Source organism: Methylobacterium sp. D48H (assembly GCF_053345715.1).
Map to the genome: position 1 here is coordinate 23,805 of NZ_JBKFAP010000022.1, position 14,228 is coordinate 38,032.

14 protein-coding genes are annotated in these 14,228 nt (G+C 69.0%); 4 read left to right on the forward strand and 10 right to left on the reverse strand.

From position 1 onward, the window contains the following. Window positions 1-354: 354 nt before the first annotated feature. The 4 genes from ACLBX8_RS25135 to ACLBX8_RS25150 form a co-directional block, all read right to left on the reverse strand. A complete protein-coding gene (locus tag ACLBX8_RS25135; protein WP_447715896.1) occupies window positions 355-1,653 on the reverse strand; it encodes a DUF2254 domain-containing protein in 1,299 nt (432 codons plus the stop codon). Beyond that, a complete protein-coding gene (locus tag ACLBX8_RS25140; protein WP_447715897.1) occupies window positions 1,650-2,615 on the reverse strand; it encodes a mechanosensitive ion channel family protein in 966 nt (321 codons plus the stop codon). The genes ACLBX8_RS25135 and ACLBX8_RS25140 overlap by 4 nt, the downstream gene beginning before the upstream one ends. A 107-nt stretch (window positions 2,616-2,722) precedes the next feature. Further along, complete coding sequence (locus tag ACLBX8_RS25145; protein WP_447715898.1) at window positions 2,723-2,974, reverse strand: hypothetical protein; 252 nt, start codon at window positions 2,972-2,974, stop codon at window positions 2,723-2,725. A 26-nt stretch (window positions 2,975-3,000) separates the two neighbouring features. Beyond that, window positions 3,001-3,456, reverse strand: a complete 456-nt coding sequence (locus ACLBX8_RS25150) for a PRC-barrel domain-containing protein (protein WP_447715899.1) — start codon at window positions 3,454-3,456, stop codon at window positions 3,001-3,003. Between the two features lie 203 nt (window positions 3,457-3,659). Between ACLBX8_RS25150 and ACLBX8_RS25155 the strand changes: the two genes are divergently transcribed. The 4 genes from ACLBX8_RS25155 to ACLBX8_RS25170 all read left to right on the forward strand — a co-directional run bounded on the left by ACLBX8_RS25155 (window position 3,660) and on the right by ACLBX8_RS25170 (window position 7,630). Further along, window positions 3,660-4,055 (forward strand): hypothetical protein, encoded by a 396-nt coding sequence (locus ACLBX8_RS25155; protein WP_447715900.1) that lies wholly within the window; start codon window positions 3,660-3,662, stop codon window positions 4,053-4,055. A gap of 212 nt (window positions 4,056-4,267) precedes the next feature. After that, complete coding sequence (locus tag ACLBX8_RS25160; RefSeq protein ID WP_447715901.1) at window positions 4,268-5,335, forward strand: endonuclease/exonuclease/phosphatase family protein; 1,068 nt, start codon at window positions 4,268-4,270, stop codon at window positions 5,333-5,335. A gap of 55 nt (window positions 5,336-5,390) precedes the next feature. Next, on the forward strand, window positions 5,391-6,662 hold the full coding sequence (locus ACLBX8_RS25165) for a cation:proton antiporter (RefSeq protein WP_447715902.1): 1,272 nt from the start codon (window positions 5,391-5,393) through the stop codon (window positions 6,660-6,662). Between the two features lie 56 nt (window positions 6,663-6,718). After that, window positions 6,719-7,630, forward strand: a complete 912-nt coding sequence (locus tag ACLBX8_RS25170) for a cation diffusion facilitator family transporter (protein ID WP_447715903.1) — start codon at window positions 6,719-6,721, stop codon at window positions 7,628-7,630. 344 nt (window positions 7,631-7,974) lie between these two features. On the opposite strand, the gene ACLBX8_RS25175 is transcribed toward ACLBX8_RS25170, so the two are convergent. From ACLBX8_RS25175 to ACLBX8_RS25200, 6 genes are all read right to left on the reverse strand, one after another. Further along, window positions 7,975-8,745, reverse strand: a complete 771-nt coding sequence (locus tag ACLBX8_RS25175; RefSeq protein ID WP_447715904.1) for a potassium channel family protein — start codon at window positions 8,743-8,745, stop codon at window positions 7,975-7,977. Between the two features lie 27 nt (window positions 8,746-8,772). Continuing rightward, window positions 8,773-8,949 (reverse strand): hypothetical protein, encoded by a 177-nt coding sequence (locus tag ACLBX8_RS25180; RefSeq protein WP_447715905.1) that lies wholly within the window; start codon window positions 8,947-8,949, stop codon window positions 8,773-8,775. 73 nt (window positions 8,950-9,022) lie between these two features. Beyond that, window positions 9,023-10,204, reverse strand: a complete 1,182-nt coding sequence (gene nhaA / locus ACLBX8_RS25185) for a Na+/H+ antiporter NhaA (RefSeq protein WP_447715906.1) — start codon at window positions 10,202-10,204, stop codon at window positions 9,023-9,025. 168 nt (window positions 10,205-10,372) lie between these two features. Further along, window positions 10,373-10,783: a DUF1850 domain-containing protein gene (locus ACLBX8_RS25190; RefSeq protein WP_447715907.1), complete on the reverse strand. Its 411-nt coding sequence runs from the start codon at window positions 10,781-10,783 to the stop codon at window positions 10,373-10,375. Continuing rightward, the gene (locus tag ACLBX8_RS25195) at window positions 10,780-13,041 is read right to left on the reverse strand and encodes a TRAP transporter permease (RefSeq protein ID WP_447715908.1); all 2,262 of its coding nucleotides are present in this window, start codon (window positions 13,039-13,041) and stop codon (window positions 10,780-10,782) included. The genes ACLBX8_RS25190 and ACLBX8_RS25195 overlap by 4 nt, the downstream gene beginning before the upstream one ends. Before the next feature lie 82 nt (window positions 13,042-13,123). Further along, on the reverse strand, window positions 13,124-14,092 hold the full coding sequence (locus tag ACLBX8_RS25200) for a TAXI family TRAP transporter solute-binding subunit (RefSeq protein WP_447715909.1): 969 nt from the start codon (window positions 14,090-14,092) through the stop codon (window positions 13,124-13,126). Between the last annotated feature and the right edge of the window lie 136 nt (window positions 14,093-14,228).

Here is a 14,228-nt window from a genome sequence, read left to right on the forward strand (position 1 = left end):
TTTCGATCGAGGAGCAGGGGCTGTGCTGACAACCCAACGCGGGATGACGACCATCGCCTCCCGACGAGGTGTCGCGAATGCCCGCTGGTTGGCGTGGGCCGGTTGCGCCACGCCACCAGCCTCGTTGATGCAAGAGGTGGTGCTTCCAACTGTTGGAAGGTCAACCGCCGTCTTCCTCGATTCAACGAAAGGAGAGCAAGGACTACCGGAGCTGCGTTCCGCCCCGGACCAAAGTCGGCGTCCATAACCAGCTTGGCCGATGAGCGGGCAAGGCTATCGGACGGGTTTCTGGCACCGTCGCGTAGCCGCTCCGAAGACGAGACGCGGGTTTAGGCCGGTGAGGATGTTGAGGACTCAGACGACCTCACCCTCCTCGTGCATGGCGACGAACTTGGCGTGGCGCTGACGAAGGTCGTCCAGGTCGTGTGGATCGGCCACGTCTCGCTCGGCCGCCGCCTGGACAAGGTCTGCATGGCGGCGCAACTCCCGCAGGCGGGTCGTGAGACGCTCGATCTCGGCGACCCGAGTCAGCACGTCGAGCATCCGCCCGAGGACAAGCACGGACCCGGCGGAGTTCTGCCGGATCATGTGGAACATGGCGTCGCACAGGCCGTCGTAATCGGTCACTGGATGGACCAACACGACACGCCCCTCCCGGACGACCGCGCCGGTCGGAAGGTGGCGCGGCGCGATGCGGCACAGGGCGTCGCCGAGATGGTCCACGACGCTGCCGGCCGTGAACGGGTCGTTGATGCCCGGCGACAGGGCGCGGACCGCGATCTCGACCAACTGCCGGATCGAGTACTCCAGGTCCTGGAGCGAGGTGGGTCGGCGCCCGAGGGTGACCGCACGCGCAATGGCCTCGTCGGCGCCCTCGACGCCCGCGGACAGGAACGCGACGGGGAAGCCGCTGGGCACGTAGTCGCCGGGGCGGAACCGCAGGACGACGGTGATGCCGCGCTTTTCGGCCCAATCGGCCAGGGCGTCCGTGTCGACGGCCTGCAGGTAGCCGCCCCCGGTGGTGGCGACGGCGCTGCCGGTCGATGCGTCCGAGGGCCTGGCCGCATCGGCCGCGTCGAGGGTACGGGCTTCAATGGCCTTGCACAGGTCCTGCTGGACGGCGTCGACCACGGTCTCAATATTGATGCTCGTGGCGATGTGGTGGACGAACCAGACCAGCGTGCCGACCGCCACCAGGGCCAAAGCCATGGCGCCGGTGATGGCGAGGTGTGGGACGAACGGGTCTTCCTCGACGGTGCGGACCGTCCGAAGGACCATCAGCGCGTAGGCGAAGGTGCCGAGGAAGATGCCCAGAACCGTCTGGTTGCGGGCGTCGCGGATGAAGTTGCGCAGGAGTCGGGGCCCCATCTGGCCCGAGGCCAGGGTGAGCGCGGCGATGGTGATGGAAAAGGTCGTGCCGGCGACCCCAATGTTCGAGGACGCGATGGCACTGAGGAGGCCACGGGCCCCCTCAGCGCCGCCGGAATAGCCCCAGTTCGTGTTCGGCGAGGACGCATCGTACCCGGCGACGTGGGCCGTCTCCAACCAGACCCCGAACTGGGCGAGCAGGATGCAGCCGAGGACGATCAGGGCCGGACGAAGCCAGAACAGGTCGCCGAGGATCTCGATCCAGGCTTGCAGTCGCGCCTTCACGCCCGTTCCTCCGCCCGGCGGCCGGCGTCATCGTCCTCCCGCAGCATTCGCCAGCGGGCACGCGGCGGGGCCTTACCCGCGGGCCAGCCCTCGCGCTGTCGCGTACGGTCGCCGTCGGTCTCCTCGGTCTGGTCGTGGAACAGCACCTGGCTCGTCGGGTACGGCAGGTCGATGCCGGCCGCGGTCAGCGCTTCCTTCACGTTGGCGATGGCGTGGTCGAGGGCGTCGACAGCGTCCCGGCGCCGGGGCGGGTCGATCCAGAGACGGGCGGTCATGTCGACACCGGCCGCGCCGAGCCCGGTCACCAGTGCCTCCGGCGGCGGATCGGCGAGCACTCCCTCGGTGCCGCGCAGGGCCTCGACGATGACCCGGCGCGCCTCTCGGATGTCGTCGCCGTTGCCGATGGTCAGCGGGAAGGCGAGGCGCCGCTTGTCGTGGGCGGTGATCACCGTGATCTTGTCGACGAACAGCGTGGCGTTGGGGATCAGCACGCGCTGGTTGTCGTAGGTCCTCAGCACCGTGGCGCGCACCCAGACGTCCTCGACGGTGCCCTCATGCGAGCCGGCGCGGATCTGGTCGCCGATGACGAAGGGACGGGTCAGCAGGATCAGAATGCCGGCGAGCAGGTTCTGCAGGACGTCACGGAAGGCGAAGCCGATGGCCACGCCGCCGATGCCGAGCAGGTTGAACAGGTCGGCGGCGGACACCGATGGGAACGCCACGGACGCGGCCACTAGGAACGAGACCAGGACCGTCACGCCCCCCGCGATGCGGCCGAGGACGGAGGCCGAGCCCGGCGACGCGTCGCGCAGTTCCGCCGCGCGCCGGACGGCGGCGCGCACGCCCTTGGCGATCAGCAGGCCGATGCCGAACAGGACGATCGCGATGGCCAGCCCGGGCAGGAGTGCCACGGCCGAGCGACCGAGTTCTTCCAGCCGCCCGAGCGCTTCGGAGAAGATCATGGGGTACCGGGGGTCATGAGAAAGCCGCCGGAGGCGGTCGTGCCATCCGGCGGCGCATGGTCACCCGCGGCAGCTTCGAGCCGCCGCGGCGCGTTCGGGTCCCAGGTTCAGCGGCGCGGCCCGCCGGTGGTCCCGCCGTACTGCTGCCCGCGGGCGCCGCGCGACGGCATGGCGGCGTTGCCTCGGCTGGCCGAGCCCTGGCGCATCCGGTGGCGCCGGTGCATGCGCACCTCCACCAGGTCGGCGTTGGCAGGGGCGGTGACGCCGGCCGCGCTCATCGGCAAGGCCGAGGACGGCAGGGTGGAGGCGGCTAGGCCGAGACCGGCCAAGAGGGTCGAGGCGAGGATCGTGTGCTTCATGGTCGTGGCTCCTTCGATGTGTAGGCTTAGCTCTTCTTCTTCGAGTATTCGAACTTCGGCGCGTTCTTCAGGGTGTCCTTGTCGGTGTCGGCGTGGACCGCCCACTTGCCGTCCTTGTTGCTGATGGCCAGCGTGGAGGGGTCGAGCACCACGTAGCTCTCGCCCAGCCCGAGGAAGCCGCCGACGCTGACGACGACGCCGGTCAGCGTCTTGCCGTTCTCGATCACGAGGTCCTCGACCTCGCCGACGTTCTCGTTCTTGTTGTTGTAGACGGTGGTGCCGACGAGCTTCGACGACATCACGTCGGCGGGCTTCACCGTCACGTACTTCAGCTTCACCGTCGCGGTGTCGGCCATCTTCATGCCCGTGTCGGTGGCGGCGGGCATCGCCGTGCCGGGGGCCGGCGCTGTCGGCGTCGTCTGGGCCAGGGCCGGAACGGCCATGCAGGTGACGGCGAGCGCGGCGAGGACGGTGTTCTTCAAGCGAAAACTCCTTGGACCATGCCTCCGCCCAAGCGGCCTGGACCGGTCGGCGGAGGGCTGCGGCGCGCCCCCCTCGGACGCGTGATCGCGGTCGGTAACGTGCGGTGCCGGAAACCGTTCAGCAAAAATTCATCTGCGCAGGAGGCGTCCCCCGGATGTTCGGAAGCAGGTGTCGCTCAGGAACCAAGCTGGACGGATGATGCTTGCAGGTCGGCATGCCCATTGGTCATCCGCCTGAACAGGAGCGCGCTTCTTCAGTGTCAACGCATCGACGTTTCCGCCATGTGCGGACCGTGGCGAGCTTGCTCGCCTGCACCGCTGTCCTGTTCTCGGCGGGCCTGGCTGCGGCGCCGCCGGCCGCCGCGCAGTCGGCCGGGAGCGCCATCGACCAGCCGACTGCCGGCACGCTCCCGCCGGGGACGTCGACGGTGAAGGGCAACGGCGCCGCACCGCGCGACCAGTCAACCGGACAGGTCGCTCCCCCGAGTGCCATCCAATCCTCGACGGACGTGATGCAGTCGGAAGGATCGGTCCAGAGCAAGGACCAGGGAGGCAGGACCGACCCGATGAAACACCTGCCCAAGGACATGCGCCGGTAACCGAGCCCACCTCCTGAACCGAGGCATCCTCGGTGCGCCAGGCGCGGGAGGTTTGACCGGGCGGTCGTCGGGCCCCCCCGGCCAATCCTTCCTAACCCACTCCTCGGTCTCCCCGGCAACAGCGCCATGCCCAGGATCGACGCGACCGGTTCGAGGTCGCGAGTTCGATGTGCCGCCATCGCAGGAGTGGACCGGTTTATGTTGGGCCGCTCGTGAAGGCACTCGCCCGCCTCGTCTTGATCGTGCTCGCCGGGACCCTCGCGGCCGCGAGTTTGGTCCCGCTGGTCCCGACCGAATGGTGGGCGGTGCGGCTGCTCGACTTCCGGCGCCTGCCGCTCGCCTTCGCGCTGGCCGCGGTCTGTCCCGCGCTGGTGCCCTTCCTCCGTCGCAATTCCGAAACGACCGCGACGGCGCTCGCCCTGGCCGCCTGCGCTCTCGTCGTCGACCTCTGCATCCTGTGGCCGTACCTGCCAACGTCGACGCAGCAGGCCGACGCGTGCCCGGCCGAGCGCAAGCTCTCCGTGCTGGTCGCGAACGTGCAGTTGGGCAACCGGAGCGCCCGGCCGCTGGTCGACGCCGTCGAGCGTGAGCGGCCCGACCTGTTCCTGGCGATGGAGACGGACGCTTGGTGGGACGAGGCGCTGAAACCCTTGCGCGCGTCGATACCCCACGGCCTGCAGCGGATCACGGGGTCGTACTACGGCATCCACCTTCTCTCGCGCCTGCCCCTGGTGAACGGCGAGGTGCGCCACCTCGCCGGGCAGGACACGCCGGCTGTCGTGACCGGCGTCACCATGCGGACCGGGGAGGTGGTCGACTTCGTCGGCCTCCACCCGAGGCCGCCGCAGCCCTGGCAATCGGCCCGCGGGCGCGACGCCCAACTCTACGCGGCGGCGGTCGTGCTGCGTGAACGGGTCGAGCCGGGCGTCATCGCCGGCGACCTCAATGCCACGCCCTGGGAGATCGCGGTCGAGCGCATGATGAGGCTGTCCGGGCTGATCGACCCCCGCCGCGACCGCGGCTACGTCGCCACCTGGAACGCCCATTCGTCCCTGTGGCGCTGGCCGCTCGACCACGTCTTCCACGAAGGGGGCTTCGAGACGGTGTCGGTCGAGCGCCTCAACGCCTTCGGCTCGGACCACTTCCCCTATCTCGTGCGCCTCTGCCGCCGGTCCGGCGATGACCTGGTGTCGGAGGTGCCGCGGGAGGCCGGCGACGTAGCTGCAGCGAACGCCGTGCTCTCGGCCGCAGGCGCGACCGAACGCGTGCAGGCGCGTTGAGCCATCTCATCGCAAAGCCCCCCGCATCCTCCCGCGGCCCGGGCGGGGGAAGCCCGTGATCTCCATCTTCGACCTTGCCGCCCTGCTACTGACCCTGTCGGCCCTGTTCGGCTGGCTCAACCATCGGTTCCTGCGGCTTCCGCACACCATCGGACTGCTGGTGATGGGGCTGCTCGCGTCGCTCGCCCTGGTGGGCCTCGACCTCGCATTCCCGGAGCAGCATCTCTACGACGACCTCACGAAGGTTCTCCGCCAGGTCGACTTCACCGACGTGGTGATGAACGGCATGCTGGCCTTCCTGCTGTTCGCCGGCGCCATGAGCCTGGACCTTCGGGCGCTGCGCGACCGGGCCTGGGCGGTGGCGACGCTTGCCCTCCTCGGCACGCTGATCTCCACCGCCATCGTCGGGGGCGCCTTCTGGTTCGCGGCCGACGCCCTCGGCCAGCCTGTCCCGCTCGCCTGGGCGCTGGTTTTCGGCGCCCTGATCAGCCCGACCGATCCCGTGGCAGTGCTGGCCACCTTGAAGAACGTGCGGGTGCCGGAACCGCTTGAGGTCGAGATGCAGGGCGAGGCCCTGTTCAACGACGGCATCGGCATCGTGCTGTTCACGGTCCTCGTCGCGTTCGCCGCCGGCTCGGGCGGGGAGGCGACGAGCGCCGGCGGCGTCGCCCGCCTGCTCCTGCAGGAGGCCGGCGGCGGCCTCGTCCTCGGCGTGTTGACCGGCTACGTCGCCTACCGAGCGATGCGGGCCATCGACGACTTCCCGGTCGAGGTGCTGATCACCCTCGCGCTCGTCGCCGGCACCTACGCGCTCGCCCAGAAGCTCCACTTTAGCGGCCCGCTCGCGGTGGTCGCGGCGGGGCTGCTCGTCGGCGACCGGGCTCCGCGCGACGCGATGAGTGAGGAGACGCAAGGGTACGTGTCCTCGCTCTGGACCCTGATCGACGAGGTGCTGAACTCGGTCCTGTTCCTGCTCATCGGCCTGGAGGTTCTGGTCCTGCGCTTTGAGGCGGGCGGGCTCGTGCTCGCCGCTTGCGCCGTCCCCATCGTGCTGGTCGCGCGCCTCGTGGCGGTCTCGACGCCGTTGCTGGCGTTCCGGTGGGGCGGCAACCTCTCCCCACGGAACGTGCCGTTCCTGACCTGGGCCGGGGTGCGCGGCGGCATCTCCGTGGCGCTGGCCCTGTCCGTCCCCGAGAGCGACGGCAAGCCGGCCATCCTCGCGGCGACCTACGCGGTGGTGCTGTTCACCATCGTCGTCCAGGGCTCGACGCTGGGCATGGTGGCACGCCGCACGCTCAAGGATCTGCCGGAGCGGGACGCCGCATAACGACGTGGGCCGGCCGCGCCACCTTCCGCCAACTTGCCCCCTTCGGAGCGCCATCCATGAAACGGGACGGCTCGACCAGCGTCGTCTACGCCGCCCTTGGTGGCAACCTCGCCATCGCCGTGACCAAGTTCGGCGCTGCGGCCTACACCGGGTCGAGCGCCATGTTCACCGAGGCCCTGCACTCGCTCGTCGATACGGTCGACCAGGGCCTGCTGCTGTACGGCATGCACCGGGCGAAGCGACCGCCCGACGAGGCCCACCCGTTCGGTTACGGCCTGGAGCTGTACTTCTGGTCCTTCGTCGTCGCCCTGCTGATCTTCAGCCTCGGCGGCGCCTTCGCCATCTACGAGGGGATCGAGAAGATCCGCCACCCCGAGCCGATCCGCGACGCCTGGGTGAACTTCACCGTCCTGGGGCTCGCCGTTCTGTTTGAGGGCTACTCGTTCGGCGTGGCGTGGCGGGAGATGCGTCGGCGGCACGACGACGTCGGGATGTGGTCCGCGCTGCGCCGGTCCAAGGACCCGACCACCTTCACCGTCATCCTGGAGGACGGCGCGGCCCTGGTCGGCCTCGGCGTGGCCGCTGTCGGCGTGGCGGTGTCAGTGGGGTTCGACGAGCCCCGCGCGGACGGCGTGGCCTCGTTCGCCATCGGCGTGCTGCTCGTCGGCGTGGCGGTGGTGCTCGCCCGCGAAACGCGTAGCCTACTCATCGGCGAAGGAGCGTCCGCGGCCCTTCTAGCCCGGGCGCGCGACTGCGTCGGTCGGGACGAGCGCATCGCCCGCATCCAGGACGTGCGCAGCTTGCAGATTGGAACCGACAGCGTCGTCCTGGCCATGGTCCTGTCCTTCCGTGACGGGACAACCGCCGAGGAGCGGGACGACGCTTTCGAAGCGGCGTACGGGCGTCTGAAGTCGGCCCTGCCCAGCCTCACCTACGTATACCTCATGCCATCCCGGGGTGGGCCGTGAGAAAAGCGCGGGTTCTGGACAAGCGAACGGTCCTTTCTCAATGTCGCCAAGCTCTGCCGGCACCGACGTGCCGCGGCTTAGGCTTTCTCTGGTGGATGTCGCGCGCTGATTTGCGCTTTCCCTGCTATCCGAGAAGCCTTCTCGATTTGACTGTACGGCGCCTACTCTAGTAGCGCGGCGTGCGAGATGCCTTATGCGTATCCGAACTATTTCGGCCCGCTTACCTCCGCCTCGCCGTCGTCTGGCGGCGCGCAACTGCCTCGGCCGGCATTGCCACCTTGGAATAGTGCTACCGGCGGTCACGTGAAGTCGCATCGGGCGATGAGGCCTGACTCCCTTACGTGTCAGTACGCTCCCTCGTCGGGGATGTTCAGGAGGTTGCCGCAGGCCTTGCAGTGGACGGCGTCCGGCTCGTGCCTCTGCAGCCCGCAGGCGTCGCAGGGGAAGCGCACCTTGTAGGGGCGGAATACCACCTGCGCGAGGCGGAAGAACAGCGTCACGCCGCAGATCATCACGAACACCGACAGCAGACGGCCCATCGGCCCCGGCAGGGTTATGTCCCCATAGCCCGTCGTCGTCAGCGACGTGACCGTGAAGTACAGGGCGTCGACCGGCGTCTGGATCGCCGGGTTGTGGTCGTGCTGCGTGGCGTAGACGATGCCGGTCATCGTGAACACGAACACCACGAGGTTGGTCGCGGCCAGGATCGCGTCCTCGTTGCGGCGGAACAGGCCGCTGTCCTGCCGCAGGCGCTCCAGCAGGTGGTAGGTCCGCAGCATGCGCAGCGTCCGCAGGATGCGCAGGAAGCCGACGCCCTCGACTAGCACGGGGGCCAGGAACGAGGCCACTGCCACGAGGTCCGTCCAAGTGCTCAGGTGCCGGAACTCGCGCAGCGGCGCGCGGCTGATCCCGAGACGGGCAACGAAGTCGATGAGGACGCACAGGCCCAGCGCCGCGTCGCAGGCGATGATCCAGGCCATCAGCGGCAGGAAAGAGGTGACGATCACGAAGGCGATCGTCGCCACGTCGAACACAAGCAGGGCGTAGCGGAAGCGGTGCGCGCGCCGCGTGTCCCCCTCGTACAACTCACGCAGCGTCACCGTCAGGGCCGTCATCGGTCGTCAGTCCATCAGGGGCGGAGCTCAGGAGCCCTGCGTCAGCACGAACTCCGCTACTGCGCCCTCGGCATCGCCCGTCAACCACGACAGCACCAGCAGGATCATCGCCCCGAGAAGCAGGACCCCGGTGAGGGCGAGCACCAGGTCGGACAGGCGACCTTCGATGGCGCCAGGGCGACGCCGCGGGAACTGACGAGGCATGGTGCTTCACTTGGTTCATGGGTGCCGACGAGGGGAGGCAGCCGCCGAAGGCACAACGACGGCTGGTCTCGACTCAACGGTGAGCCGGACTCTGCGGGGCGAGCCGCAGCACCAGGGCCCCGGCCGCCATGCACGCCAGCGAGCCGAGCAGCACGCCGACTTTGGTCTCAGCTTCCAGATCCGGCTGCTGGGCGAAGGCCAGCAGGCCGATGAACAGGCTCATCGTGAAGCCGACCCCGCATATGACGGCGACACCGTAGACCTGCGCCCACGTCGCGCCGGCTGGGCGCTGCGCCCAGCCGAGTCGCACGGTCGCGAGCACGAAGCCGAACACGCCGAGCTGCTTGCCGAGGAACAGGCCGAGCGCCACGCCGAGCGTCACTGGATCGAGAAGCATCGCGGGCCTGAAACCCACGAAGGACACGCCGGCATTGGCGAATCCGAACACCGGCAGGATCAGGAACGCCGTCCACGGGCTGATCGCGTGCTCGAGGATGTGCAGCGGTGAGGTCGGGTCGTCCGGCCGCCCGACGCTCAGCCGGAGCGGCACCGTCAGGGCGAGCAGGACGCCCGCGATGGTCGCGTGCACGCCCGACAAGAGGGTAAACATCCACAGCACGGCGCCGAGGGCGAGATAGGGCCACAGGCGGCTGACCCCGGCTTTGTTGAGCCCATACAAGGCCGCCAGGACTACGGCCGCACCGCCGAGCATCGGCAGCGACAGATCCGCGGTGTAGAATAGGGCGATGATGATCACCGCGCCGAGGTCGTCGATGATGGCGAGCGCGGTGAGGAAGACCTTGAGCGAGACCGGCACGCGGGAGCCGAGCAGGGCCAGCACGCCCAGCGCGAAGGCGATGTCGGTGGCGGTCGGGATGGCCCAGCCGCGCAGCGTCTCGGGCGAGTGCCAGTTGATCGCGGTGTAGACGAGCGCAGGGGCGGCCATACCACCGAGAGCGGCGCCCCCCGGCAGGATCCGGTCCGGCCAGGTCCGCAGGCGGCCGTCCAGCAGCTCGCGCTTGATCTCCAGGCCAACGAGCAGAAAAAACACGGCCATCAGGCCGTCGTTGATCCAGTGCAGGACCGAGAGCGGCCCGACATGGGCCTTCAGCGCTGCGAAATAGGAGTCCGCCAGCGGCGAGTTCGCGATGGCCAGGGCCAGCGCAGCGCTTGCCATGAGCACGAGACCGCCGCCGGCGGCGCTCGTGAGCAGGTCGCGCAGGGACGAGAAGGGACGGCGGGGAAGAGACGGCACGCGCACACGCCTTCTGCCGCTGGCGGCCCGACCAGCGCAGAAGCCTGCCGACCCGACCTCCGGATCGCGCACCCGGGGCCGCCTATCGCATCGTTTCCCGCTCTCATCAACCTGCGGCCGGCGTCTGTTTGGGATGATTTGTCGCGCAAGGGCGGCGCGGCGGCCGGATCAGTCGGACGGTCGGCCGGAGGAAGTGCCCCTATCGCCACGCTGGTCAGGTTCGCATGAGGTCAGCGTCACCGGATCGGCCAGCGGCCCGACATAGGCGCTCATCGGCTGGCAGTTCCCCTGCCGGCACACGGACCAGTCCGCCGTCGCTCCCGAGCGCCGGAGGACGATCGCGCGAAGTGGGCCCACGTGCGGCTGCCAGGTCCAGGCGCCGTCGACCCACCGCGCATCGGCGGCGGGCTCCATGCCGGCGCCCGAACCCCGGACGCGGCTCGCAGTCAGGGTGAGCCCGGCGGCCGCGTCCACCCAGTCCTCCTCCCACACGATCTTCTCGACCGAGTGGGTCCAGCGCAGCGTGATGGTCTGCGCGCCGAGGGGGACAAGCACGCCCGCGGCGAGGAGGCAGATCACGCCGGCCGGACCGCGACCCCGCGCAGCCGCCAGAGATGCGCGCCGACCACGACGGCCCCGAGCAGGAAGCCGGCCTGATCGGTCAGCGGCAGGGCGACCACGAGGAGGAGAGCGCCCAGGACGGCGACGACCCGCTCCCACGCCCGCATCGGGCCGCGGAGGAAGCCGCTCGTGGCCGCGCCCCACAGGAACACCGCGGCGGCGGCCTTCACGCACATGTAGGCGACGGCGACCGCGAAGGCCGGTCCGCCGATCCCGGTGGTGTTCTGCGCCATCAGCGCCGGATCGTAGACCGCCATGTAGGGCACGACGAAGCCGGGCAGTGCAATCCGGATCGCCTCCAGACTGATCTTGAAGCCGCTCTCGCGCGCGATCGGTGCCGCGGCGAAGCAGGCCAGCGCCACCGGCGGCGTCAGATCCGCCATGATGCCGAAGTAGAACACGAACATGTGGCTGACGATCAGCGGCACGCCTAGCGTCAACAGCGAGGGCGCGGCGAGCGACGAGGTGATGATGTAGTTGGGGATCGTCGGGATGCCCATGCCGAGTATCAGGCTCACCACCATCGTCAGGATGAGGGACGCGATGAGTGAACTCTGGCCGACCGACACGACGTAGTTGCCGAAGATCGTCCCGACGCCGGTCAGCGTCATCGTGCCGATCACGATGCCGACGACCGCGCAGGCCAGACCGACCGGAAGGGCCTGCCGTGCGCCGTCGGCGAGGGCGTTGCGGCAGGCGACGAGCGTGTCGCGACCGCCGTGGGTGAGCAGGCTGGCGGCCACCATGACGAGGACGAGCGCCAGGACGAGCATGACCCCGACCCAGAGCGCCGCCGCGGCGATAAGGCCGAGCGTGACGTAGAAGATCGAGCGGACCGCGTCGCGGCCGAAGCCGAGGGCGATGGTGCCGCCGAGGATCAGGGTCACGGTGAGCGCGAGGCCGACCGAACCTGCGAACAGCGGCGTGTACCCCGCGAAGAGCAGGTAGACGAGGACGGCGAGTGGCAGGATGAGGAACCAGCGCTCGCGCAGGGCCGCCTTGGCGCTCGGCAGTTCGCCGCGGGGCAGCCCGACCAGACCGCGCCGGCCGGCCTCGAAATGCACGGCCAGGAAGGCGGAGAGATAGTACAGGAGAGCCGGGATGATCGCCGCCTTGACGATCTCAACGTAGGGCACGTCGATCGTCTCGGCCATGATGAACGCCACCGCCCCCATCACGGGAGGCATGATCTGGCCGCCCATAGAGGCGGTCGCCTCGACACCGCCCGCGAAGGCCGGCTTGTAGCCGAAGCGCTTCATCAGCGGGATGGTGAACTGGCCGACCGCCACGACGTTCGCGACGCCCGACCCCGAGATCGTGCCCATGAGCGCCGAGGAGAACACCGCGACCTTCGCGGGCCCGCCTCGCGCCGAGCCGAACAGGCTCATGGCGATATCGGTGAACAGCGCGATCATGCCGGCGCGCTCGAGGAAGGCGCCGAAGAGCACGAACAGGAAGATGTAGGTCGACGACACGTAGACGGGCGTGCCGTAGATGCCCTCCGTGCCGAACGCCATGTGCTCGACGACCTGCTCGAGGCCGTAGCCACGGTGGTTGAGCGGTGCCGGCAGGTACTGGCCGAGGAGGCAGTAGGCGAGGAACGCGCCGGCCACGATGACGAGGGCCGGCCCCATGATGCGGGCGACGAAGTAGAACAGCAGCGCGATCAGCGCGAGCCCGACGTAGAGGTCAGCGTCCGAGAGCTCGCCCGCGCGCGACACGAGGTCGTCGTAGAACGCCCACTGATAGGCGCCGATCAGGAACCCGGCCCCAGCGAGGGCCCAGCCGAGCAGCCGCGTGACGCCCGTGCGTGACCGATGGTTCGCCAGCAGGCCGCCGCCGACGAGGCACAGGAAGCCAACATGGAGCGTGCGGACCGCCTGGCTCGGCAGGCCGCCGGGGAACTTGGTGACGAGGCCGACGGTGATCGCCAGCGCGACCACAGCGAACAGCCCGTTTAGCGCCGGGCGCCGCCGCGCGGCAGCCCAGCCGACGAAGAGTGCGCCGGCCGCCAGGGCCGCCCACGCGAGATCGAGCGGCGTGACGCCGAACACGATCGCGCGGTCGAGCGGCACGCCGAAGGCGGTCATGATCTGGAAGGTCGAGAAGGCCACCGCCAGCCAGAACAGGAGGCGGCCCGACCAGCCCGCGCCGAAATTCTCCGGCAGCCCATGCTCGGGATTCTGCAATTCGGCCTGGTCGACCCGCTCGTTCATGGAGTGCCTTCCATCAGCGGGCCGAGCCGATCCTCCGAGCCCGCCCAGACGCATCGTGATCTTGGATTCGTCGTCGCACGCATCACTGGGCGGGGACAGGAACACCCTTCTCCTTGAGGTAGCGGGCCGCTCCGGGATGGAGCGGCACCGGCATACCCTCGGCCGCCTTCTGGACATCGATGGCCTTCGCGGCCGAGTGCGCGGCCTGTAGTTCTGGCAGGCTCTCGTACATCGCCTTCGTCATCCTGTAGACGAGGTCGTCCGAGAGGTCCGACCGAGTCACGAGGTAGTTCACGACCGCCGCCGTCTCGACCGGCTCGCCCTGTCCCTCGTACGTGTTCGCCGGGATCGACTGCTTCACGAAGGGGGCGCCCGCCTTGTCGACGATGGCCGCCGGAATGGCCACGACCGTGATCGGCGTCGAGGTCGCGAGGTCGCGGATCGAGGAGACACCGAGTCCGGCCGACTGCAGCGTCGCGTCGAGTTGGCGATTCTTCATCAGTTCGACGGACTCGCCGAAAGGCAGATACTCGACCTTGCCGAGATCCTTGTAGCTCAGGCCGGCGGCGTCCAGGATCACGCGCGCGTTCAGCTCGGTGCCCGATTTGGGCGCGCCAACGGAGAGCCGCTTGCCCTTCAGGTCCGCCAGAGTCTTGATGCCGGACTCCTTGGACGCGACGATCTGAACATAGTTCGGGTAGATTGCCGTCACCCCGCGCACCTTGTCGAGCTTGCGCCGGAAACCCGCCTCCTCGTCACCCTTCCATCCGGCCGCCAAGCTGTCGCCGAGGGTGAAGGCGAGCTCGCCCTTGCCACCCTGGATCAAGTTGAGGTTCTCGACCGAGGCCTTGGTGGCCTGAACCGACGGGCGCGCGCCCGATACCTTCTCGGTGAAGATCTTCGAGAGCGCGACGCCCATCGGATAGTACACGCCTGAGGTTCCGCCGGTGAGGATGGCGACGAAATCGTCGGCACGCGTCGGATTGGCGAGGCTCATGAAGGCAGCGGTCGCGAGCGCGAGCCCAGCGAAGCGTTTCGGCAGACCTGACATAAGCCCTCCCATATTGTGTTGCTGCCTTGAAGCAGATCTGACCCTCTGCGTCGATGCTCAATCGATCAAGCCGATGTCCGCTTGCGGGTTACGATCGACAGCGTTTGAACGGCTGGGAAGGGCGCAAAGCGGCCAT

Coding starts and splice junctions, on each gene's coding strand:
- ACLBX8_RS25195 (WP_447715908.1), bottom strand. CDS start 13,041: ATGAACGAGCGGGTCGACCAGGCCGAATTGCAGAATCCCGAGCATGGG.
- ACLBX8_RS25175 (WP_447715904.1), bottom strand. CDS start 8,745: ATGACGGCCCTGACGGTGACGCTGCGTGAGTTGTACGAGGGGGACACG.
- ACLBX8_RS25200 (WP_447715909.1), bottom strand. CDS start 14,092: ATGTCAGGTCTGCCGAAACGCTTCGCTGGGCTCGCGCTCGCGACCGCT.
- ACLBX8_RS25170 (WP_447715903.1), top strand. CDS start 6,719: ATGAAACGGGACGGCTCGACCAGCGTCGTCTACGCCGCCCTTGGTGGC.
- ACLBX8_RS25140 (WP_447715897.1), bottom strand. CDS start 2,615: ATGATCTTCTCCGAAGCGCTCGGGCGGCTGGAAGAACTCGGTCGCTCG.
- ACLBX8_RS25145 (WP_447715898.1), bottom strand. CDS start 2,974: ATGAAGCACACGATCCTCGCCTCGACCCTCTTGGCCGGTCTCGGCCTA.
- ACLBX8_RS25180 (WP_447715905.1), bottom strand. CDS start 8,949: ATGCCTCGTCAGTTCCCGCGGCGTCGCCCTGGCGCCATCGAAGGTCGC.